This is a genomic window from Hymenobacter sp. M1-2 (assembly GCF_057808495.1).
Genome location: NZ_JBTYZO010000002.1, coordinates 23,812 through 45,079, shown reverse-complemented (window position 1 = coordinate 45,079; position 21,268 = coordinate 23,812). Strand labels below are relative to the sequence as shown.

Annotated in this window: 20 protein-coding genes; 12 read left to right on the top strand and 8 right to left on the bottom strand. The window is 57.5% G+C overall.

Annotated features, from left to right (window positions below; genetic code table 11):
- Window positions 1-4: 4 nt before the first annotated feature.
- From ACYSMN_RS02240 to ACYSMN_RS02215, 6 genes are all read left to right on the top strand, one after another.
- On the top strand, window positions 5-457 hold the full coding sequence (locus ACYSMN_RS02240) for a hypothetical protein (RefSeq protein WP_488922211.1): 453 nt from the start codon (window positions 5-7) through the stop codon (window positions 455-457).
- Between the two features lie 17 nt (window positions 458-474).
- Window positions 475-1,083 carry an SMI1/KNR4 family protein gene (locus ACYSMN_RS02235; RefSeq protein ID WP_488922210.1) on the top strand — a complete coding sequence of 203 codons (609 nt, stop codon included), beginning with the start codon at window positions 475-477 and terminating at the stop codon, window positions 1,081-1,083.
- Between the two features lie 98 nt (window positions 1,084-1,181).
- The gene (locus tag ACYSMN_RS02230) at window positions 1,182-1,763 is read left to right on the top strand and encodes a pseudouridine synthase (protein ID WP_488922209.1); all 582 of its coding nucleotides are present in this window, start codon (window positions 1,182-1,184) and stop codon (window positions 1,761-1,763) included.
- Window positions 1,764-1,841: 78 nt separating this feature from the next.
- Window positions 1,842-3,368 (top strand): TPM domain-containing protein, encoded by a 1,527-nt coding sequence (locus ACYSMN_RS02225; protein WP_488922208.1) that lies wholly within the window; start codon window positions 1,842-1,844, stop codon window positions 3,366-3,368.
- Between the two features lie 363 nt (window positions 3,369-3,731).
- Window positions 3,732-4,193, top strand: a complete 462-nt coding sequence (locus ACYSMN_RS02220) for a cold-shock protein (protein ID WP_488922207.1) — start codon at window positions 3,732-3,734, stop codon at window positions 4,191-4,193.
- Window positions 4,194-4,350: 157 nt separating this feature from the next.
- Complete coding sequence (locus tag ACYSMN_RS02215) at window positions 4,351-5,214, top strand: NAD-dependent epimerase/dehydratase family protein (protein ID WP_488922206.1); 864 nt, start codon at window positions 4,351-4,353, stop codon at window positions 5,212-5,214.
- Window positions 5,215-5,423: 209 nt separating this feature from the next.
- On the opposite strand, the gene lepB is transcribed toward ACYSMN_RS02215, so the two are convergent.
- Both lepB and ACYSMN_RS02205 read right to left on the bottom strand, forming a co-directional pair.
- Window positions 5,424-6,602: a signal peptidase I gene (gene lepB, locus ACYSMN_RS02210; RefSeq protein ID WP_488922205.1), complete on the bottom strand. Its 1,179-nt coding sequence runs from the start codon at window positions 6,600-6,602 to the stop codon at window positions 5,424-5,426.
- 170 nt (window positions 6,603-6,772) lie between these two features.
- Window positions 6,773-7,147: a hypothetical protein gene (locus tag ACYSMN_RS02205; RefSeq protein ID WP_488922204.1), complete on the bottom strand. Its 375-nt coding sequence runs from the start codon at window positions 7,145-7,147 to the stop codon at window positions 6,773-6,775.
- Between the two features lie 268 nt (window positions 7,148-7,415).
- On the opposite strand from ACYSMN_RS02205, the gene ACYSMN_RS02200 reads away from it, so the two are divergent.
- On the top strand, window positions 7,416-8,204 hold the full coding sequence (locus tag ACYSMN_RS02200; RefSeq protein WP_488922203.1) for a suppressor of fused domain protein: 789 nt from the start codon (window positions 7,416-7,418) through the stop codon (window positions 8,202-8,204).
- A gap of 475 nt (window positions 8,205-8,679) precedes the next feature.
- Window positions 8,680-10,236: a T9SS type A sorting domain-containing protein gene (locus ACYSMN_RS02195; RefSeq protein ID WP_488922202.1), complete on the top strand. Its 1,557-nt coding sequence runs from the start codon at window positions 8,680-8,682 to the stop codon at window positions 10,234-10,236.
- Between the two features lie 106 nt (window positions 10,237-10,342).
- Here the strand turns inward: ACYSMN_RS02195 and ACYSMN_RS02190 are convergent, their stop codons facing one another.
- Both ACYSMN_RS02190 and ACYSMN_RS02185 read right to left on the bottom strand, forming a co-directional pair.
- Window positions 10,343-10,828, bottom strand: coding sequence for a DUF3291 domain-containing protein (locus tag ACYSMN_RS02190; protein WP_488922201.1), 486 nt, complete (start codon window positions 10,826-10,828; stop codon window positions 10,343-10,345).
- 92 nt (window positions 10,829-10,920) lie between these two features.
- Complete coding sequence (locus ACYSMN_RS02185; RefSeq protein ID WP_488922200.1) at window positions 10,921-11,253, bottom strand: winged helix-turn-helix transcriptional regulator; 333 nt, start codon at window positions 11,251-11,253, stop codon at window positions 10,921-10,923.
- Window positions 11,254-11,425: 172 nt separating this feature from the next.
- Between ACYSMN_RS02185 and ACYSMN_RS02180 the strand changes: the two genes are divergently transcribed.
- The gene (locus ACYSMN_RS02180; protein ID WP_488922199.1) at window positions 11,426-12,169 is read left to right on the top strand and encodes a hypothetical protein; all 744 of its coding nucleotides are present in this window, start codon (window positions 11,426-11,428) and stop codon (window positions 12,167-12,169) included.
- A gap of 88 nt (window positions 12,170-12,257) precedes the next feature.
- Window positions 12,258-12,608, top strand: coding sequence for a hypothetical protein (locus ACYSMN_RS02175; protein ID WP_488922198.1), 351 nt, complete (start codon window positions 12,258-12,260; stop codon window positions 12,606-12,608).
- Window positions 12,609-12,842: 234 nt separating this feature from the next.
- Here the strand turns inward: ACYSMN_RS02175 and ACYSMN_RS02170 are convergent, their stop codons facing one another.
- Window positions 12,843-14,984: a T9SS type A sorting domain-containing protein gene (locus tag ACYSMN_RS02170; RefSeq protein WP_488922197.1), complete on the bottom strand. Its 2,142-nt coding sequence runs from the start codon at window positions 14,982-14,984 to the stop codon at window positions 12,843-12,845.
- 292 nt (window positions 14,985-15,276) lie between these two features.
- Entirely contained in the window at window positions 15,277-17,028 is a 1,752-nt protein-coding gene (locus ACYSMN_RS02165; RefSeq protein WP_488922196.1) for a S41 family peptidase, read from the bottom strand.
- A gap of 390 nt (window positions 17,029-17,418) precedes the next feature.
- Here ACYSMN_RS02165 and ACYSMN_RS02160 point away from each other — a divergent pair, with 390 nt between their 5' ends.
- Window positions 17,419-18,393, top strand: coding sequence for a fibronectin type III domain-containing protein (locus ACYSMN_RS02160; protein ID WP_488922195.1), 975 nt, complete (start codon window positions 17,419-17,421; stop codon window positions 18,391-18,393).
- A 158-nt stretch (window positions 18,394-18,551) separates the two neighbouring features.
- Here the strand turns inward: ACYSMN_RS02160 and ACYSMN_RS02155 are convergent, their stop codons facing one another.
- Complete coding sequence (locus ACYSMN_RS02155; RefSeq protein WP_488922194.1) at window positions 18,552-19,004, bottom strand: hypothetical protein; 453 nt, start codon at window positions 19,002-19,004, stop codon at window positions 18,552-18,554.
- A gap of 38 nt (window positions 19,005-19,042) precedes the next feature.
- The gene (locus ACYSMN_RS02150) at window positions 19,043-20,248 is read right to left on the bottom strand and encodes a tetratricopeptide repeat protein (protein ID WP_488922193.1); all 1,206 of its coding nucleotides are present in this window, start codon (window positions 20,246-20,248) and stop codon (window positions 19,043-19,045) included.
- 305 nt (window positions 20,249-20,553) lie between these two features.
- Between ACYSMN_RS02150 and ACYSMN_RS02145 the strand changes: the two genes are divergently transcribed.
- A complete protein-coding gene (locus ACYSMN_RS02145; protein WP_488922192.1) occupies window positions 20,554-21,081 on the top strand; it encodes an STM3941 family protein in 528 nt (175 codons plus the stop codon).
- The last annotated feature ends 187 nt before the right edge of the window (window positions 21,082-21,268 follow it).

Genomic DNA, 21,268 nt, shown 5'->3' with positions numbered 1-21,268 from the left:
CCAGTTGCCCTACAACTCCATCACCAACCTGATGAAAACGTACGCGGCGGCGCTGCACTTGCTGCTCACCGAAAAGCAGACGCCCGCGCAGGTGCTGACCAAGTATCCCAACGCCAAGCAGCTGATATCTTTTCCGCAGCACTACACCTACATCCAACAGTGGCAGCAAGCCAACCTGGCCGCGGCCTGGAAGAAGCTCAACACGCAAGTGCTGGCTCTGCGCGGCGAGGGCGACTTTATTTCCTACGACGAAGACCACCAACTTATCCTCGACATTGTGAACCGGGAGCACCCCGGCCAGGCCACCTTCGTGCGCCTGCCCAACGTCGACCACTACTTCACCAGAGCCCGCACGCCCAAGGAAAGCATGCAGCTCGCCGACAGTCCCAACCCGGAGAAAAATTTCGAGTTTATGACTGTGATTCTGCGCTGGCTCGACAGCCAACGCCAAGCGTAATTAACTCAAAACGCCAAATGAAACTGCAAGAGGCGCTGCGCACTATTGAAGAGTTCTGGACTGAACCGGATTGGCCGTTTGGCCGGCGTCCCGCCGATGCCGAGTTGGCCCGTATCCAAGGCGAGTTTGCCACGGAGCTGCCCCCAGACTTACAGGAATACATTGTATCTGGCGCTGCTGCCGAGTATTTTTTGTTTCACAAAGTCGGCAACCCGCTGGAAGTGTACGGCACGCGCCGCCTGCGCCACTTCCAGGACGGCTACAACTTCAATTCCGTAACCAAGACCGTCCTTACCGACTGGCTAGACCACTGGTTTATGCTGGCCGACGAAGGCGCCGACCCGGTATTTATTGACTTACAGGACACTACAAGCCACGTCTGGTTTGCGTACCATGGCGCGGGCAGCTGGGACGAAAGAGAAGTTATTGCCGATTCCATTGGCCAGTTTCTGCTGTGCGCCGCGGCCGTCCACCACGCCTTGCGCAATTTCACCGAGGAAGCTACGCTAGATGATGCGCAAGGATTCCGGCTGGCTCCTGAACCGGCAGCCTGGTTGTTTCCACGCATGCAGCAATGGGCAGGCCCGTATTACCAATTCTGGTGCGGCGTCTTCGACAATGCATAAGGTAGAGCGCGGGCTCGGGCCAGGTTCTCCAATACGTATTCAACAGCGAGGATAAGATGGCAGAACTGCGCAGGTAAAGGCGCGTAACTTGCGCCTGCATGTGTCACCGCCATTTTCTTTTGCATAAGCCCTACGGCTACCTCAGTCAGTTCTTGAGCAATACGCCAAAGGAGGCCCGCAAGAAACGGTTCTTGGGTGAGCTGCACGATTTTCCGGCGGGCATAATGGCCATCGGCCGCCTCGATGAGCACAGCGAAGGTCTGCTCCTCCTCACGACGGACGGCCGAGTGAGCGAGCAAATCCGCCGCAAAGACGTGGAAAAGGAGTACTACGCCCAAGTCGATGGCCTCATCACCGACCAAGCTGTAGCTCAGTTGCAACAAGGCCTGGAAATCGGCTTGCCCGACGGACGTTACCAAACCCTTCCTTGCACTGCCCGCCGCTTAGAAACAGCGCCCGAACTGCCCGCTCGTGGCCGCCGCATCCGCGACGACCGGCACGGCCCCACAAGCTGGGTGAGCATCGTCGTGACGGAAGGCAAGTTCCGGCAGGTGCGCAAGATGACGGCCGCCGCCGGCTTCCCCACGCTACGCCTAGTGCGAGTCCGCGTTGGCAACGTCTGTCTCCACGACTTGGCGCCGGGTGAAGTGCGAGAAGTGCAGGACTTTGGAGTATTCTAGCTTTAGTTGGTGAATTTTCGCTTAACTAAGCACCAGCAAAACCTAAAAGCGAATAACCGACAACCAAAAACCAGCTTCATGTCCCACCGCTATCGGCATCTGTACTTCTTATTGGTTCTGTTGCTACTGGCAACCAGGGACGCCGCCGGGCAAAGCGCCTCCAGCTACCTCAACAGTATTCCCGACCCCAAAAAGTTAGGCGAAACCTACGTCTCTGACCCAGATCATGTGCTCGATCCTGCTACCGTTGGGGACTTGAACCAAACCCTACGCGCGCTGGATCAGTCGGGGCGGGCGCATATTGATGTGGTGCTGGTGAATAGCATTGGGGAAGAAGTACCGAAGACGGCTGCCACCACGCTGTTTAACCGCTGGAAAATCGGCGATAAGAAAACCAACAACGGGTTGCTCCTGCTGCTGGTGCTCGATCAGCGCCGCATTGAGTTCGAAACCGGCTACGGACTGGAAGCCGATCTGCCCGACATCCTCTGCTACCGGATTCAGCAGCGCTACATGATACCGCCGCTGCGCGCTGGCCGCTACGACGAGGCCGTGCAACAAGGCGTGGCCGCCACTATCCGGCAGCTCCAGACCGGCACCATAGACGACCCTGACCTTACTGAAAACGCCTCAACAGATTCCCTGGGATTTGACAGCGAAGGCAACGACCTGGCCTCCTACTACGACGATTCTGGAATGGGTGTAACCACGATAATGGCTCAAGACCCAGCGCCGGAATCCAACGACTGGGCGGCTATGGTCAGTTTTATTGGCGGCTTTTTGGCCTTGCCCCTGTATGGCATTTTGTGGCACTTCACTACGGCTGGCAGGCAAAATTCCTACCGCGGCGTACTGGGTCTAATCTTTCTGTTTCCTATTGGGTTGTTGCTAGCCGCTTTCTGGTTCGCCGGTGATGTCAGCATATGGGCTTCGATAGGCATCTGTTACGTCCTGCCGCTAGTGTACGTGCACGCGTACCTCGCCCTGGTAAATCATTGGATACGCACCAAATATGCTGCTATGGGGCGCTACGAGCAGTATGTGTACTTGCAGAGAGCGCACCACGGGCTGGGCTTCTGCGTGTTTTTGTTTCCGATACTGCTGGCTTTCTACTGGCCCTGGCATCGCCGCCGTATGCATCAATTGCGCGAGACGCCCTACAACTGCCCCACCTGCGCCAGTGCCATGCACAAGCTCAGCGAAGAGGACGACGACGAACAGCTAGAACTGGGCAAAGTGGCGGAGGAAATGGTGCAGTCCATCGATTACGACGTGTGGCGGTGCGGGCAGTGCCACTACCAACTCGAGCTTGCCTACGCCGACCTTGGGACAGATGAGCAGCCTTGCCCAGCGTGCGAATACGTAACGTACAAGATGCGCGAAAAGGAAGTCATGAAGCGCGCTACTACTTCATCGAGTGGCTGGGGCTGGGAGCATTACCGATGCGAGTACTGCAGCCACGCCGACAAGAAGAAGTACACCATTGCGCAAAAGTCCAGCCCCTCCTCCGGCTCCTCTTCTTTCGGCTCTTCATCGTCTTCCAGCGGCTTTTCTTCCAGCAGCGGTGGCTCATCGGGTGGCGGCGGTGCGGGCAGCAGCTGGTAGGAGAAATGGCACGGCGGCTACTGCTCTGGTATTTCCGAGCAATGGCTTTTTTGCCGGTTCAGTGCGCCAACAGGCTGCTATAGAATTCGCTTGCCTAGTCTGATAGCTCTCCGCTGCCTCCTTCCGCGTAGCATTATGCCGGAAGCTGCGCCATCATTCTTATATTTGATTTTCGGAAATGCTTTTCCGGTGCTATTTTACCTATATCCTTATCTCTATTTGCGTTATTGGATTACCAGCAGCCTCATCTTGTTTGTGCGGCCCAGCTATTGAACCATAGTTAGTTTATATCTGTATTTATCTATCCAAGGACTTCCGCGTCATCAACAGCCATTCGGCACATATTCCACTCAACCACACAGCATGGGCAAATCGCAGGCAACCTTCGGCAAGAAGGAAAACGAGAAGAAAAGATTAAAGAAACGGAACGAGAAGGCCGAGAAGAAAGAAGAGCGCCAAGCCAACGCCAAAAAGGGCCAGGGCCTGGACGAGATGCTCGCCTACGTGGATGAGGACGGCAACATTTCCTCTACGCCGCCGGACCCGAAGAAGCGAAAAGAAATCAAGACCGAAGACATCCGTATCGGTGCCCTCAAGCAGGAAGATATGGAGCAAGAAGACCCTATTCGTAACGGTGTTGTAACGTTCTTCAACGACTCGAAAGGCTACGGCTTCATCAAAGACCAGCAGACCCAGGAAAGCATCTTCGTGCACGTCAACGGTCTGGCCGGTGGCCCCATCAAAGAAAACGACAAAGTGACCTTTGAGGTGGAGATGGGCCAGAAAGGCCCTAGCGCCTTCGGGGTAAAATTGGCTACCGAATAGAACAACGCTACTCTAGTCCGCAGAGCGGCTGAAGCCTCCAAGGAGGCTCCAGCCGCTTTTTTGTTGCTGCCTAGTGCGTACCACGGCTCAAGTAGTTTGTCATTGCTGAGCACTGTACTAAGTTTGCTCACCAACAGCAACGACGGCGGAGCGCGATATGGCAGATTTCCAGAAAGTATTAGTTACCGGCTCATCAGGAAAATTGGGGCGTGAGGTAGTGAGCCTATTTCGGGAACGGAGCTACCACGTAACCGGCGCCGATTTGTTGGCAGGACCCACTACGGATTTGCTTCTCGATATCCGCGACGAGCAGGCCGTGCTGGAAGCTACGCGCGGCATAGATGCCGTAGTGCACACGGCCGCCATACATGGCAGACACTACGAGCTAGGCTATCCGCGCCGGGACTTCGTGGAAACCAATATTGGGGGCACGCTGCATCTGCTGGAAGCCTGCGCGCGAAACGGCGTCCGGAAGCTGCTCTACACGAGTACCACTTCCATCTACGGCACAGCCATGGTAGACCCCGCGCGGGCCGTATGGGTCGACGAAGACCTCACGCCCCAACCCCGCGACATCTACGACCTCACCAAACAAGCCGCCGAAGGTTTGTGCCGGGACTTTTTCGAGAAAGAAGGGCTCGAAACGGTGGTCCTGCGGGTGTCACGGTTCTTGCCGGAGGAGGAAAACTTGAAAGTCAACCACCGCCTCTACCGGGGCGTCGACGAGCGAGACGGCGCCCTCGGGCACTTGCTGGCCCTGGAGCACCCTTTTGCTACCTTCGAAACCTTCAATATCTCCGGCGGCACTCCCTTCACTCGCCACGACCTGGATTTGCTCCGCCACCAACCAGAGCAGGCCATAGCCCAACGGCTGCCGCAAGCCGCCGCACTCTATCGGCGGCTAGGCTGGCACTTCCCCACCTCCATCGACCGAGTTTACAGCATCGAAAAAGCCCAACGGGTACTAGACTACACCCCCCGCTACACGGCCGAGTATCTGCTAACCCAAGCCGAGAATTAAGAAGTTAAGCCCCAATGAACTTCGCAGTGTTCAGCAATGCTCCAAGCGTAGTGCGGGCCTACTTCTCAGGTATCATTCAAAATACCTCCACTCAATTGGAGTCTTTTCTGATGTTAAACTTCACCTTCTTTAGAAAGAGAAACGGCTGAAGCTCTAGTAGCTCCAGCCGTTCCCTGTTGTAAACCTATCAGGCTCCCCGCATCTTCCTATCAGCTGATCGGGTGAAACAGCCGCTCCCACCGGATTTTGTGCAGTAAGTCGGCGTTGGGGTTTAGCGAGAACCAGACGAATACGGCTTTGCCTACGATATGGTCTTCGGGCACGAAGCCCCAGAAACGCGAGTCTTCCGAGTTGTGTCGGTTGTCGCCCATCATGAAGTAGTAGTTCTGCTTGATGATGTAGTGGGTCAGCGGCCGGCCGTTTTGCTGAATCATACCATCCTGCCAGCTGATGCCCGTGTTGTGCTCGTATTGCGCTATTATCTTGTAGTAAATGGCGGCGTTAGCTGGGTTCAGCGCAATGGTTTGGCCTTTCTTGGGCACGAGTAGCGGGCCGTAGCTATCCAGCTGCCAACGGCGCGGCGCGGCACTCATGGCCCCGGAGTTGCGGAAGTCAGCCACATCGGGGAAAAGCGCCACGGGCATCTCCGCCACGGTCAGCGACTTCACGTAGGGCTGCTGGCGGAAGTACGCGGCCACGTTGGCCGGGCAACTGATGAAGAAGCCCGACTTGCCCGTTTCCAGATCGGTGCCGGCCCTTGGAATACCGTCGGGTTCGTTGTAGTCTACTACGCCCTGCTGGCGCAACGCCTGTCGGATAGCGTCGTCGGGCGTCTCGACTTCCATGAAATAGGTGGTCTGGAACTCACCCGCCATCTGGCCAGGCTGCCCGTTAAGATACACCCGGCCCGCTCGGATTTCCAGCGTATCGCCGGCCACGGCGACGCACCGCTTGATGAGGTTGGTGCGCAAATCGGCGGGCCGCTGCTGCTCGTGCGGCACGTGAAAAACTACTACGTCGTTGCGCTGCACGGAGCTGAATCCAGGAAACCGGTACGTAGGCAGTTGAATCAGGTCGGAGTAGCTTTTCAGCCCGTTATCCCCCCCAATAGTCTGGTGCGTGAGTGGCACCTGCAAGGGCGTCTGGGGCGTAATGGGTCCGTAGTGCAGCTTGCTCACAAACAGATAGTCGCCCACCATGAGGCTGCTTTCCATGCTGGGCGTGGGAATGTTATACGCCTCCACCGCCGACCACCGAATAAGCGTAGCCGCCACAACGGCAAACAGGATGGCCTCGCGCCATTCGCGGACTTTGCTTTTGGGTTTTGGGAGTGGCTGCGACGACGGCGAAGGAGTGGTGCCGGTGCGCTTCAAGCGAAAAAGAGCCATGAGAGTTGAGGAAGAAAGTGAAACAAGAAAAAGGAGGCCTGTACCGCTGCTTTTTTCCCTGCTTGCGGCAGGCTTGCTTTCCCAACTCTCCGTCGGAACGGAGTCAGAGGACACAAAAAAGCGGCTGAAGCTTTATCGCTTCAGCCGCTTTTGCATTACAGTTGCGGCGCTTACTTATGCTTCTTGCTTTTCCGATATGGTTTGGGCGTGCTGCTTGTAGCAGTGGCAGGACCGTCGGTGGCAGCCGCTTCGTCCGTGCTGTTACCACTGGTATCGGCACCGCCGGTGGTGAGGGAGGCCAGAGAAGCTTCGGCGGCGGCAGCATCAGGAGAATTAGCGCCGCCGCCAGCCTCATCGTGCTTTTTAGCCAAATAAACCAAGCCCGCGGCTAGCAGCGCCACGCCGCCCACAACTTTCTGGCCGGTAGTGAGCTTGGTGGCTTGCCTCGTGACGCGGCGGAATTTCTTGAGCACCTTGGCCGTGTCGTCGAGCACGTGGTTTTGCTTCTGGTCTTTCTTGGAGTTCTTCTTTTTGTCCTTAGCCATGATAGTAGAGCGTGAAATGAGAAACCGCCTTCGTTGTCCGTGCGGTTTGTATGCCAGTGAAACTGGGAGTGGGTTAGGTTATTCGCAAGGCTCTCCCGGAAAGTTGCCGTTTTGATGCTCGTTTTTGCGGCGATGCAACACTGCTGAGCTTCTGTTTCTGGGGGTGCCAGGAGGCGTTTCGCGGGCACCGCGGGTGTAACCCACATAGGGTAAGAGTACAGCAGAATTTCGTATGATTCACAACCGATTCAACCAACTACTATCTAACATGACAGACCAAAAGCCCGAGCACGACGACGAGCAGGAGCAAGAAATGTCCCCCGGCGGGGCTATGATCTATCGTTACGAAGCAGCTGCATCTTCCGAGTACCAGCTTGCCATAGGCGACGAACAGAATATTGAGGCTATATCCAACCACATCGAGCAGCATATCGGCCCTATCAGTGGCGTTATGCACGAAATCCTGTCGGAATACGTCCACATCGATGTGCATTACGTGGAGCCTAGTGCCGATTTCCCATTTCGTGTGCTGGTCACTTCCGGTATGAGTGACTTGCCGATGACAGTGCCGGAAGGAGCCGAAGATGCGCGCTACGCCGAGCTGTGCGTGCTGCTTCCGAGCACCTGGCCGGTGCCGGGTACGGGCGAGGTAACCGGCCCCGGCTCGGAGAGCGAGGCTGATTACTGGCCCATTGGGTGGTTGAAATTCATTGCCCGGTTCCCGCACGAATACCAGAGCTGGGTGGGCTTTGGGCATACCATCCCGAACGGGGCCAACGCCGAGCCATTCGCCTCCAATACGGAGCTCGGATGCATGCTCCTGCTACCCTCGATGAGCCTGCCGGAAGAGTTTGGCCAGTTGAAAATCAGCGAAGACAAGACCATCAACTTCTTCTGCCTGTATCCCATTTACAAGGAAGAAATGGACCTGAAACTCCAGGATGGCTACGATGCCTTGATGGAGAAATTCGATGAGTATGAAGTGTCGGACGTCATTGACCCGGCGCGACCCAACACGGCCAAGTCGAAGAAGAAAGGCTTTCTAGGCTTGTGGTAAGATGCTCAGGAAGCTGAGCTTTCTCAAGCAACGTACCTCCCGCTGTTAGCTACCAGATTCTCAGGGCTCTAACCTCGCGACCCACATAGGAAAGCAGCTTCCAAAGCTATTGCTGCTTTCCGATGTGGGTCTTTTTTTGGGCGTGGCGTCATTCTCTACCTGAGGAGGACAGTGCCAAGTATGTTAATTTATTGTTAACACGAGTAATGAAGCTCGTCATTGTACGTCCTTGAAAAACAGTATTTTAAATCAATTATGCATGCCTAACATATTTGAGTTTCAGAAACGGCATAATACCAATGCCATGATTTTATATATTTTTTTTCAACTGGAATAAAGACTTTTAGATACTACTCAGGACCCGATTTGCCTCCGGCGCCGGCTTCTGCTGCATCTGTTGCCCCTGGAACTGAGCTTGTCTCAGCTCCTGCCGCTCCGAGTACTCTTTCTTTCCACAATCCAAATCCCACCACGCATGAAAAACTTTTTCATTGCAGTTGGCGCCGTGCTCTTCGGCGTCAGTAGCGCCACCGGTCAAGCGCTACCCGACCGTTACCGCGCCGACGTATTTTCCACCGTGAATACTACCAGCGGCGTAGTGTTCAGCACCAACATCCCGCAGGTAAGCACCATCGGCATTCCGGCCGGGGGGCAGCTGGCCAACGAGGAAACCTTCGGCAATGTCCGGGTTACGCTGAGGATGGACATCTACCAGCCCCAGGGCGACACGCTCTCGAAGCGGCCGGTAATTATTTTCTGCTTCGGCGGCGGCTTCATTAATGGGCAGCGTACGGCGGCGCCCATGGTGGCTCTGGCCAAAGACTTTGCTCGCCGTGGCTACGTAACAGCCGCCATCGACTACCGCTTGGGCATGAACCTGACCGACCCGGAGAAAGCCAAGCGGGCCGTGTATCGCGCCATTCAGGACAGCCGTTCGGCCGTGCGCTTCTTCCGCGCCAATGCCGCTACGTACCGCGTCGACCCCAATCAGGTGTTCGTGTCGGGGCATAGCTCGGGTGGTTTTACGGCCTACCATAACGTGTATCTGGACAAAGAATCGGAGCGGCCGGCTTCCACTTTCACCTCGGGCCGCATGGCGGATCTGGGCACGCTCGACGGCATCGGCGACAACAAAACCGATAGCCGCGGCAACCTCATCAGCGGCAAAGCCAACGGGGCTATGGGCTTCGCCGGCGCCCTGGCCGACCTCAACCTCATCGAAGGCCCAGCTGATGTACCCGTATCCATGTTCCACAGCAGTGACGACCGGACGGTGCTCTACAACACGGGTGAGCCATTCACGGACATCAACTTCCTGCCGGGCCTCAACCTGCCCATCGTGTCGGGGGGCAACCCGCTCAACACCCGCGCCAACGCCGTGGGCGCTCCGCACATCTTCTACCCCTACACCAACCGCGGCCACGATGTCCACTTCAACAAAAGCACCGGTGCCCTCTACCCCGACATCGTACCGCGCGGCAGCGGCTTCTTCTACGACACGCGCCTGAAGCCCTCCGACGCCTCTATCGTGGGTGCTAGCTCCGTTTGCACATCGGCCCTCACCCAGACCTACACCGTGAACGGCGGCGCATCGTACTACGATTATAGCGTGGTGGGCGGCACCATCCAGAACCGCAACCCGCGCCGCAACACCGTAACCGTGGCCTGGAGCCGCACCGCTAGCACGCGCACCCTCACCGTAACGCCTTACAGCCGCCAGCTGGCCCAGGGCACTCCCGTGAGCCTCAGCGTAACTACCGCCGCCTGTGCCAGTCGCGAAGCGCTGGTGACCAGTGCTTACCCCAACCCAACTGCCGACCGGCTGTATGTACAGCTCGGCGACCAAGCCAACGAGGCCACCAGTGTGCAGCTCGTGGATAAGTTTGGCAACGAAGTAGGCGCCAAGCTCACCGCCAGCCCGAACGGCAACGGCGAGCGGGTAATCGATATGAGCCAGGTACCCGCCGGCATCTACGTGCTGCGCGTGGGCAACAACACCCAGAGCTTCACCCAGCGCATTGTGAAGCAGTAGTCAGGACGGTTAGATTAGCAGCAAAAGCGGCTGGAGCTCAGGGAGCTTCAGCCGCTTTTTTGTGTGTCTTGGTGAAACTGCCGCCTGCTGTGGTTGAAAACAAGAGTTAATTGCGGCCGCTGTTCAGCGTGGGGCGGTAAGAAAAATCGAAGGCGTGCTCCGAGGGGCCGTGGGCTTGCAGGAACTCTAACCGAGCTTTGGCCTCCAGTATGGTGGGCACGTGGCCGGAAGGCACCGGCCAAATAACAACGGCCGGCTTTTCCATGCGACCAAACCAAGCGTGACGCTGGCGCAGCACGGCGGCATGCGCCGTTTTGTAAGCGAAAGTCCGTAAGCTGTCCACGCTTTCCCACACCGACAGATTCACGATGATTCGTTCGTCATCGAAGGGCTTGATGCTGGTGGCGTTGCCATCGTCGCTCTTCAGGCGCCACACGAAACCGGGGCTGCGCTCGGCTAGGGCGTTGATAGTATCGAGTTGCGCCACGAAATCAGCCATCACCGGATCGTCGATGGTGGGGACTAGCATGCGGGCGATGTTGAGTTCGGCGAAATGGTGGGGCTGAGTGGCGACGGAACCAGGAGGCGTCATGTAGCTAGTGGGCTGAAGTGCTGCCAAACCTAGCCTGGGGCTGCCGCCGCGTCAAGAACGCACAAAAAGGACAGTGCCTCAGTGGCTGCTACTCAGACTTTCGGCGCTTCTTTTTCCAACTTCCGCTCGCCCCACTCCCACATTTGCTGCACCACGGCGCAGAGTGTGAAGCCGTGCGCGGTCAGGGCGTACTCCACTCGCAGGGGAGCTTTGTCGCCAGTTACAGTTTTTTGCAGAATGCCTTCCTGTTCTAGCTCCCGCAATTGCCTGACCAGCATCCGCTCACTGGCGCCAGCCAGCCGCCGATGCAGCTGCGAGTATCGTTTGGGGCCGCGCTTGAGGTAGATGAGGATGGGCAGCTTGTACTTGCCCTTCACTGCGGTGAGGAAGCGGTGTACTGGCGCGTACGGGTCGGGGGCAGTCATAACGAGAAGTCGGACGAAGGAAATGCTACGGTGAACAAGCCGGCAAGTGGCGCAGTGGTTTCGGCTGGTGCGCTGTCGGTTAAGCGCGTTTTTCAATACGGCACGTATCATTTATAGCTTATATTCACTGGTGCATAGCAGCTCAAGATTCTATCCTTAAAACATTACTCCGATGCCGGAACAGGAAAACGCGGGGCCGAGTGAGAAGCTCCCGAAACCGGAGCACAGCTCCTGGACCATCACCAAAGATATTGCTACCATCGTCACGCCCATCGTGCTGCTGGTGGGCGGCTACCTGTTTCAGCGGGCCCAGGCCGCCGATAGCGCCGTACTCAATGCTTCCTTGACCAAGCAGAAAGAGGACCTGGACCTGACGCTGGAAAAGATGCGCGACTCGCGGGAAGAAGCGGCGCAGAAGATCGAGCAAAGCAAGCTCCTCACCACGCTCATGCAGTCGATGCTGAGTAAACAACCGTCGGAGCGGCAATTGGCTATCAATATTGCCTTGCACGCCTGCGGCGAAGCGGGACGGCAGGTAGTGGAAGCCGTCAGCCTCGACGATACGTACGCCTCGCGGCAGCTCAGCACGGTGCGCAGAAACCTGGTGGAGCAGCTCATTGCCCCCGACGCGCGCAAACGCTGGGAAGCCGCCGGAACCTTGGGTACCACCTGGGGCAGCGACCCTGGCGTGCTCGACGATCTGCGGGCGTTTGCCAAAGCCAACGTCCGCACACCGCTCGCCCTCTACAACACGCTGGTCGTGATGGCCGACTTGCCGGGCACGGCCTACATCGGCAAAGTGGAAGTGGCGCGCGAGTTGGTAAGCCTCATTCAAACTGCCGGCCCCAAAGGCGCAAAAACCGACGGCCTGATTCGAAGAGTGCAAGCCAAACTCACAGTGACTGCAACAAAGTAGACCATAAGCTTGCCTAAAACCAGCAGCTTGAATTACAGCAAGCATCAGTGGCTGGTCTATATCTTGCGCCTTCTCCCTACACACAGTTATGAGCACTTACGCTGAGACTCTGAACGCCACCAAACAGCAATACCCCTTCGACAGATGGCGTGAGTTCTACGAGGATGCCGATGAGCTAGAAAGCTGCAACCAGGTGCAACAGGCCTTTGATGGCCTTATTACCCAGCTCATCGAGCTAGGACCAGAAGCATCGGAAGCCCAAAAGAAAAAGGCATTTCAGCACGCCATTGAAATCACTAACGAGCACGAAGACATCATCATGACCGGGGAGCGCGAAGATCTGTGCGAGCTAACCAACGTCATCACCGAAGCCTGCGGCCTCAACCCCGACGATTACGGCGACGGCGAGGGCCTAGCCTCCGAGTGGCGGGAATGGTAGCTTGAGCAAATACACCAAGCGGCCGAAGCCCTCGTAGCTCCGGCTGCTTGGTCTATCCGACGCTTCCGGCAGGTCTATTCTATCCTCTCCTGCTGGTTGAGGAGGTAGCAGGAAGCATAGCGCTAGCACCAAAACACAACAGCCTCTCCTACTAGTAGGAGAGGTTGTTGTGCGCCATAGGTCTGGCTTGAGCGCCACTAAGCGGAACTGCTTGTTACGAGCAAGCCACAGTTACTACTTGATCTGTAAGTGCTGCGTGGTTACTTCGTTGCCTACCTGGATACGGGCCGTGTAGAGGCCTTTGGGCAGGGTGCTGAAGTCTTTGGTGAGCGTGAGGCGCTCCACGCCTTCAGCCTGATACACCGACGTGCCCATGTTGTTGAGCACTGTGAGTTTGACGGCTTGGTTGGCTTTGCCATTTACAGCAAAGTTCACGGCGCCGCTCGATGGGTTGGGATACATGGCCAACGCTTGCACCTTGGCCGAAGGGGCCAACGCCTGTACTTGGCGCGCTATGTCCGCACCGTAGTTGCCGCGGAGCAGGTTCAGGGCTGCATCAGCCTGCACGAAGCCGAAACCGGTTTTGAAGTCAAAGCTTCGGTCGAAGGCGGGCGTGAGCGGGTTGTCCATGTCCTGGGCCGTCACGTTGAGTACCGTGCGCACGGCGCCGTTGATCAGGTTTTGCAACACCGTAGTCGTGCCAGGGTCGAAGGGGAAATTTAGGTCGGGCTCCACGGCGTCGACTAGCAGTGCGGCTACGGCGGCCACGTGCGGAGCCGAAGCCGAAGTGCCGAAGAAATTCGGGAAACCGTCGCCTTCGTAGTCAGCGCCGGGGAAGGGCGGAAAAAAGGTGTTATTGGCGCCATCCGGGCCGCTTATTTCGGGCTTCAGACTCACTTGGGGAAACGCCAGGCGTTGGCCGTTGGTGTTGAACAGCAGCGGGGTGCCACCTAGGGCCGAAAACCCGTTGATGAGCGGAGAGGTAATCTTGGGGTCGAAGAGCGGCGTGTTAAAGTAGGCTGAAGCGCCCACGGCTACCACCTCCTTGGCATTGGCGTGGCCCACGAGCGTGGAGCTGCGCGTGTCGTACTCCACGGTAGCCGGGTCGCCGAAGTTGATGTACTTGATCAATTTTGGATCGGGGCCCGCTTTCTTCACGATCAGCAGATCGACGGTGGCGGGGGCCGTGCCGTTGTTCACCACGTTGATGAACTCGAAAGGGTCGCCGCCAATGTTGTTGTTGGCCGAGAAGAAAGGTAGCAGCTGCCCATTGAACAGCAAGTACAAGTCGAGGTCGGTTCGGGCTCCAACGCGGCCGCTGGCGGAAAAGAAAGGATCGTCCCACTGGAAAGACAGTGTCAGATTGCCGCGGGGCGGCACCGTGATGGCCTGGAGAATGTCGCCGTTGCCAAAATCGTGGGCAATGCCTTCTACGCCGGGAAACGTGCGGCCGGAATTTTTAAACGCGGCCTGGTAAGACTGCTCGCCCTGGTTGCCGGCCGAGGAGAAGTACAGCGAACCAGCGCGAGTTACTTTGCTGGCGGCTTGGGCTATGATACCGTTCTGAAAGAAAGGCTCCGCAAAGTAAATGATGTCGTCGACGATGATGCGGCTGCCGGCCTGCTGCAACTCCTCGATACCCTGGGCGAAATCGGGCTGACCCAGAAAGGCCGTACGGAAGGCGATAGGCGCGTCGGGGGCCACGTCGTGCACGATTTCGGCCATGCCCCGGCCTTCATCAATGCCACCGGAGGGTAGGTCTTTCAGCACTTCCACGTTGGCCGGCAAGTCGCCGCTGGCCACCCCGGCGGACGCCCCGCCCAAGTTGTTGTAGCTATCCGACAAGATGCCCACCTTCACTCGCTTGCCCGAAACGCTGTACCGGGCGCGGGCTACATCGGCCTTGAGAGCTACGTCGCCCTGGCTGGTTACGCGGCCCACGTTGCGGCCGGGCGCATACGCGGGGCGTAGCTGCTGCAAAGACTTCACCCCTTCTAGCAAGGTCAGGTTAGCCACCGGGAACAGCCCCGACACCATCGCGCCGTACGCTACGCCGTCGCGCAAGCCTTTGGTCTGCAAATCGGCCAGCAATTGGGTGGCGTCGGCGGAGCTAGCCACGGCTTCTACCACCACGTAGCCATTGCTAATCTGGAGTTTAGTGGTCCCAGAGAAGGGCGAATCCGAAGCCTGGCCCCGGGCACTCGTCCGCTGCTGGCCGTCCGCTAGAGCCAGCAAATCGGCCGACACTTTGAGTTTTTTGGCATTGTTCGCGTCCTGGATCAGAGACGGCGTTTGCTGGGCCAACACAGGAGTCCCGCCAATCAGCAGTAACGCTAGCGCGCCTAAAGCCGACTGTGTCAAGTAGTGTTTTTTCATAAAAAAGGAAAGGATTGGATGGATGTACTTCTGCGTGGAAAGGCAAACTGAATCCGCTTTATGGGCATTTACTATACTCTGTACATCTAATACAGTTGCACGCAAATTGTTTTATTTCAGTAGCTTAACAGTAATATAAGGCTTGCTCAATGGCCGTTTCCAAATGATTCTCAGAGAACTAGCGGAAGGAATACGAGCAAAAAAGCGGCGGAAACTCCAAGAGCTTCCGCCGCTTTCTAATTTGCGACTGGACGACTACGCCGCCCAAATAACTAGCACCCTAAAAACCTGTTTAATTGACAGATTTAGCAGCTTGCGTAATGAGTTCAACCGCCCGATCCCGCAACTCATCACGGCCCGCTCGGGCTCCTGCTACAGTTGGGCGCATGAGCACGTCGGGCACGAGGCCTACGCGTTGCGTTTCGCCGCCATCGGGATAGTAGCACCCAATGCCCGTCATCAGAGTTTTCAGGCCACCCGGCAGTACTATGGGAGTAGAGTTGCCGTCGGCACCCGCTGTTTGGCTGCCTAGCAACGTGCAGTGGGGAGTAGCACGGAACGCCATAGCGGTGTACTCGGCCGCGCTCCGGCTCACTTCATTAACCAGTACTACCACCTGCCCGGCGTAGGGCGTGGAGCCTACAGGCTTGAGCGTATCAGCGGGCTGCCATAAAAAGCGTCCTGGAAAGCCCGGCTCCTGCTCCGTGAATTTCGAAATCAGAGCGGGCTGCGTCAGGAAGTAACCCGGCAGCAACGTAGCGACAAACGCGCCGGGGTAGTTGCGCTGGTCTACCACGATGCCTTTTGTGTGGGCAAAGGCTTTCATAATCACCGCCACCTTCGCCGCAGTTATGCGGGCCATATCAATATACCCTACCTCGGGGGTCAGAAACCGATACATGCTATCGGCGGCTGCGGGAGTAGCGGGAGGCACCGCGCCTACCTTGATGCAGGGCGCCACCAGACGCTGCTCTTGACTGGCCCGCACCACGCGCAATTCCATTTGCGGGGTGGGGCTGTACAGCAGATTTAGGGCAATGGTGTTGAGCTGGGCCGCCCGGTTGGAAGCCGGCGTCTCGGGTAGGCGCTGCTTCACCAGCTCTGCCACCGCCGTGCCCGCCAGATGCGTGATAATGTCGCCTGGTTCGAGCGGGGAAGCGGGCACGAGTCCATCGCGGCGCACGCGCATTACCACGGCCTGCTCGTCGAGAAACTGCACGTCGGCGGCCACTTGATAGGCGCCCCGTTCGGCTTCGAGCAGCGGGTCGGGCGGGTAAAAACGGGAGTGGCCGTCGTGGACGCGGCTAAACAGGGCTAAGGCTGCGTGCCGGTAGCTTAGGGTCGTGTTGGCTTCGGCAAAGCGGGGCAACATGTCAATCAGCACGCGGGACCAGTCTTCTCCAATAGCATACGGGTAGGGATAGTGATACTGGAACATGTTCCAATAGCGGCACAGGCCCAGCAGGCGCAAGCCCTGGGGAGGTAGGGCCGGCTCGGCGTAGGCTTCTTCGTGGGGAAACACCGTGCTGTGCCCCAGCTTAGTGACATAATAAGGCGGCCCTTGATAGTGATTGGCCGCGATAAGGGCCAACTGCTGACGTAGCGGAGCACTAAAGCGCTTCGCGTCCTGGGCCCAGCGCAAATCGGGCGTCAGGCGCACGGGCTTGGTGGGCGGCGTGGCGCAGGCGGAACAAGCCGGGACGGGGCCTAGACTGGTGATCCAGGCACTGAGCAGACGGCTACGCTCCGCCACCGAACGGCAGGCGAGTACCGCGGGCAGCTGGCGCAACAGTTCGGCGTCCCAGTCGCGCTGCCCGCTGGCCACGGCCGGGTGAAAGTATTTCAGAAAGCCCCAAACCTGCCCTAGCGCGGCTACATGCTGCACTTGTCGGGGCGTTAGGGTTGCTAGTGGTGGAGCAGCAAGTGCTACCGCCGCCGACGGGGCCACCGAAGCAGGAGCAGTCGTTGTAGCGGGTTGGGCCAGCGAGCTTAGAGAAGCACAGCCAAGCCCTAAGGCCAGCAGACAGGCAACGAAACGAGGCATAGTCATGGGGTAAAAATGAAAACCTGATAGGCAGATTCGTATTGCTTCGCGGCTTCAAGCTTGGCCGACTCCGCTAGTACTGCCCGAGCCGTTTGGCCCGTTACCACCCGAGCCAGCAGTAGCAACACTGCCACAAGGCAGCAAAAGCGTAGGTGGAAATTGCATCAGCAGGGAATAGAAATTCGGGCTCTTGAAGCTACATAAAAGCAGCATCCGAGGCGGCCGAAACTTACTCAACCCCTTAATGTAGTCCATCCCGCTTTCCTCGGTATATGGGTGGTTTTTCCTCCCAACTGCTCACCGCCCGGTCCTAGTACTTTGCTACGATGAGGGCAGATAGTGGCCGTGATTATCTACCTTACTCCACTCTTTTTTATTACTGTCTGCAGCATGATTTCACGCTACGCTCTTCAGAATATCTTTTTACTCCGGAACAGCCGTTGGGCCTTGCGCCAGCGTCGTATTGGTGGGTGGCTGCTTGCTTGCCTTCTCGGACCAGGTACCGCCTATGCGCAGGGTTCAGTCTGCGCCCCCGTTACCGCGCTGGCCGCCGATAGTATTGGGCAGTACTCTGCTGTCGTGCGTTTTACTAGCCCCGCCGGAGCCGAGGGCTACACCGTGAGCACTACGCCCGTCACGCAGGCGTATACCCTGCCAGCCGGGGCAACGGCGGTGCAACTGCGGGGGCTGATGTACAATACCAACTACACCGTGCAGATTCTTCGGCAGTGCGGCGGTGGTCAGACCGCTGCACCCGCGCAGCTGGCTTTCCGAACGGCTGAGTACTGCGGCGGCCCCAATGACGTGCAGCCCATCAACATCAGAGCCACGTCGGCCGACATCTCCTTCGGACCCGGAGTCTCCAGCCCGGTCCGGGACTACACCGTGGACGTGCATCGGATTCAACAGGGCGTCAGCTCCACGTTGGTGGGGCGTTACACCGTCACCCAATCGCCGCTACAGCTGACGGGGCTGCTGCCTAGCACTACGTATGGCGTGACTTTTTTCACCAACTGCACCAACGGGCAAAGCTCTGGAGGAACTGGCGGAGCGGGCCTGCCCTTTACCACGTTGGCCGCCACGCTGACGGCCAACGCGCCGCGTCGCGCCGCTACTTCCTTCGCGGTGTACCCCAACCCGGCCTGCACGAACGTCACCTTGCAGCTGCCGGCTCCACTTCCCCGCACGGATTTGCAGGTGCAATTGTTGGACGCCGCCGGCCGGGTGGTTTTCACGCAAGTCGTGCGGTGCAACGCAGACGGGGTGTTGGCCCTCTCCTTCCCGCCGCAACCAGCCGGGTGGCACGTGCTGCGCCTACAGGACAAGGCTGGTTACCAAGCCACCCAACCACTCATCTTTCGGTAAGGGGCTCTCAGGTAAGTCAGGAGCTAGAGCTGTGCGGACTACCTGCAGCACAAGCAGATTGATCGCTGCGTCAGCCCTCTCAATAGACGCCAAGCGGCTGAAGCTCCCGTAGCTTCAGCCGCTTTTGCGCATCACACGAGCTGCTCAGATCAGGTGTGCTATCCGTTGGTGCCAGCATTGTGCTCTGGGTTGTGCAGTCGGCGCCATATCTGCCGGGCCCACACGACGACTAAGGCGGCACAAAGTCCGTCTAGTAAGAAGCACAGGATCAGGCTTAGGGGCCACTGGCTGTTTAGCGGTACGCCCCTCACCACCGCGTAATACTGAAAAGCCCTGTTCAGGATGTTGTCGAAGATCCAGTAGGTAGCCACGCCCCAGCCACTGGCTAGCAGAATGGTTACGGCAGCCATCACCTCGCGCTTTCGGATGATGGCAACCGCTACCAGCACCAGGACGGTAAACATTCCTAGGGTCAGCAAGGCTCCTCCGCCCCCGAGGAAGGCACCGAGGTTGCCTTCATTGCCCTCACGTGGTTCGTGGGAGTACTCTGGTTGCTGGCTAAACAGCACCAGCACCAAGTCAAGCAAGCCGCAGATTGATGCCTTCTCCATGTTAGGGGCGAGGAGGGAGCCTGAATATCTTTCGATGGTTAGTTAGATTCCGCCAACCCTTTGTTGATAGTCTCGAATATTGGGTTGTCGGGCTTGGCTACTTTCTTGAGCTGGGTTTGCGCGGCCAGGAAATGCGGCCGGGCCACCTTGGGGCGTTGGAGCTGCATGTTGAGAATGGCCACATAGAAATGCAGCAACCCTTGCGCCGCTGGTTTATTGGGCGCTTTGGGCAGTTGACTGCTGAAAAAGGCCTCCGCTTCGGCCCACTGGTTCTGGGCTTGGTAGATGTCCATAATATCCGAGAACATCTGGTCATCGGCCGGATTCAGCTCATAGAGGCGGGTAGCCCACTCCGTAGCATCGGGGGTATGCGCGGTTACGGCCTGCTCCAACAGCGTGCGTAGTGTACTGTAGTTTTGCGGCTGTAGCTCCAGGCTTTGCAGCAATGCTTTGCGAGCCTCGGCGGGTTGCTGCTGCCGTCGGTAAAGCTCCGCCAACATGCGGGCCGCGTCGGCCTTCAAAGCCGGGTCGGTGTAAAGCTGAAAAGCTTTTTGAGCATGTGGCGCGGCCTCGGCGGGCTTCTGCAATTGCAAAAGCGCATAAGCCAGGTTGTAGTGCGAAGTAGGGTAATCCGGATTCAGGGCAATAGACTGCTCAAACAACGCCACGCTTGGTTGCGCCTGCTGCTGCACCAAGTGCGCGTATCCCAGGGCGTAGTACGACATAAAATCGCCGAGCTTGTGCGCGTGGGCCAGGTCGTAGTTTTTGACGACCAATGCCAGCAGTTGGGCCTCTGTTTTATCCCGCTCACCGCAATGGCAGAGCACGGCCTGGTAGTAGTAGTCGGCTAAGCCCTTGCTGAGGCGGTAGTCTTGTGGAAACTGTTTTTGCAGCTGCTGAATCTTCCGCGGAATCTCAAGCTGATGCAGGCTATACTGCCCTTCTTGCCCGCGCAGCTGTTCCACGGTCTCGCCCGGAGCAAGGTTCTTTAAGCCAAACGCTTGAAAGCTGAGGGTAATGAGGTAGTTGTCGAGCAGCAGCTTTGCCTTCCGTAAGAAAATGTCGGGCTGCTGGTCTTTAGGGTCAGCTTTGTCGAGCACTTGATAAGCCGATTCGTATTTCTTCTCGGCCTCCAGCTTGGCCGACTGCGCAAGCGCCGTGGCGCTGGCCGTTTGGCATAGTCCCACACGAGCCAGCAGCAGCAACCCTGCCCACAGGCAGCAAAAGCGTAAGTAAAAGCGCATCAGACAGGGAATAGAAATTTGGCCTTTGAAACTACGCAAAAAGCGGCATCATCCAGCGCCTGAAGCTTCAATGGCTGTATTCTACAGAATGACCCGGTAGCATTTAAAAGATGTTTAAGTTAATCTTCTCTGCGGCGTTAATACCATCTTTTCAGCTTGGCAACACAACGAAACACTCGTCACGGTTATCTTAACAACATAAAAAGCTGCTAGAAACTGCTGCAAGGAGTTGCTCTTCAAGTAAAAGCTAACCTGAAGAGCTTCTAAGAGCATCCTAGCAAGGTGCCCCGTACCTTTTCAATCTAATGACTACCTCTACCGTCGCAATTCCTCGTAGCGCCCGAAAGACCGGGTTATTTGCTGGCTTGATGTTCTTGTTGGCCTGCTGCGGCCTCTACGTGGCCTACGATGCGGAGCACATCATCGTCAACGGGGTGTATAGCCCGCCGCTGGTGCGCGCAATCGGGATAACCTGCGCGGTGCTACTGGCGCTTGCTGGTTTCCTGTTTGTCAGGCAGCTGCTCAGTAAAACGCCCGGCTTGATAATGAGTGCGGAGGGCTCCGTCGACAACACCTCGGGCGCGGCGGCTGGGCTCGTAGCCTGGGACGACGTTGTGGAATTGCGAGATATCAGAATCGGGTTTTCACGCTTCCTCGTGGTGCTGCTGCGCGACCCCGCCAAGTACATTGCCCGGCCCCCGAAGGCAGCCACCCGGCACCTGTTCGAAAACTACCACAAGCAGTACGGCTCGCCCATATTGCTCTCGGCTTCTATGCTGGACTGCACTCCCGATGAGCTGAAAGCCCTGTTCATTGCCCGGCTGTCGCGGTAGCAGCTACGTTTGCGGAGCGTTACTTACCAAGTAAAAAGTACACTGTAACAGAAACGCAAAGCGGCTGAAGCAGCAAGAGCTTCTTGCTGCTTTCAATTCCTGCCCCATCCGTTAGTGGAACTGATTCCAGCGCCATCTGGCAATGTGCCAAGGCTCACTGGCCCATGCCTCTAATGCATTCTCTGTC

Coding starts and splice junctions, on each gene's coding strand:
- ACYSMN_RS02235 (WP_488922210.1), top strand. CDS start 475: ATGAAACTGCAAGAGGCGCTGCGCACTATTGAAGAGTTCTGGACTGAA.
- ACYSMN_RS02230 (WP_488922209.1), top strand. CDS start 1,182: ATGTGTCACCGCCATTTTCTTTTGCATAAGCCCTACGGCTACCTCAGT.
- ACYSMN_RS02225 (WP_488922208.1), top strand. CDS start 1,842: ATGTCCCACCGCTATCGGCATCTGTACTTCTTATTGGTTCTGTTGCTA.
- ACYSMN_RS02220 (WP_488922207.1), top strand. CDS start 3,732: ATGGGCAAATCGCAGGCAACCTTCGGCAAGAAGGAAAACGAGAAGAAA.
- ACYSMN_RS02215 (WP_488922206.1), top strand. CDS start 4,351: ATGGCAGATTTCCAGAAAGTATTAGTTACCGGCTCATCAGGAAAATTG.
- lepB (WP_488922205.1), bottom strand. CDS start 6,602: ATGGCTCTTTTTCGCTTGAAGCGCACCGGCACCACTCCTTCGCCGTCG.
- ACYSMN_RS02205 (WP_488922204.1), bottom strand. CDS start 7,147: ATGGCTAAGGACAAAAAGAAGAACTCCAAGAAAGACCAGAAGCAAAAC.
- ACYSMN_RS02200 (WP_488922203.1), top strand. CDS start 7,416: ATGACAGACCAAAAGCCCGAGCACGACGACGAGCAGGAGCAAGAAATG.
- ACYSMN_RS02195 (WP_488922202.1), top strand. CDS start 8,680: ATGAAAAACTTTTTCATTGCAGTTGGCGCCGTGCTCTTCGGCGTCAGT.
- ACYSMN_RS02190 (WP_488922201.1), bottom strand. CDS start 10,828: ATGACGCCTCCTGGTTCCGTCGCCACTCAGCCCCACCATTTCGCCGAA.
- ACYSMN_RS02185 (WP_488922200.1), bottom strand. CDS start 11,253: ATGACTGCCCCCGACCCGTACGCGCCAGTACACCGCTTCCTCACCGCA.
- ACYSMN_RS02180 (WP_488922199.1), top strand. CDS start 11,426: ATGCCGGAACAGGAAAACGCGGGGCCGAGTGAGAAGCTCCCGAAACCG.
- ACYSMN_RS02175 (WP_488922198.1), top strand. CDS start 12,258: ATGAGCACTTACGCTGAGACTCTGAACGCCACCAAACAGCAATACCCC.
- ACYSMN_RS02170 (WP_488922197.1), bottom strand. CDS start 14,984: ATGAAAAAACACTACTTGACACAGTCGGCTTTAGGCGCGCTAGCGTTA.
- ACYSMN_RS02165 (WP_488922196.1), bottom strand. CDS start 17,028: ATGCCTCGTTTCGTTGCCTGTCTGCTGGCCTTAGGGCTTGGCTGTGCT.
- ACYSMN_RS02160 (WP_488922195.1), top strand. CDS start 17,419: ATGATTTCACGCTACGCTCTTCAGAATATCTTTTTACTCCGGAACAGC.
- ACYSMN_RS02155 (WP_488922194.1), bottom strand. CDS start 19,004: ATGGAGAAGGCATCAATCTGCGGCTTGCTTGACTTGGTGCTGGTGCTG.
- ACYSMN_RS02150 (WP_488922193.1), bottom strand. CDS start 20,248: ATGCGCTTTTACTTACGCTTTTGCTGCCTGTGGGCAGGGTTGCTGCTG.
- ACYSMN_RS02145 (WP_488922192.1), top strand. CDS start 20,554: ATGACTACCTCTACCGTCGCAATTCCTCGTAGCGCCCGAAAGACCGGG.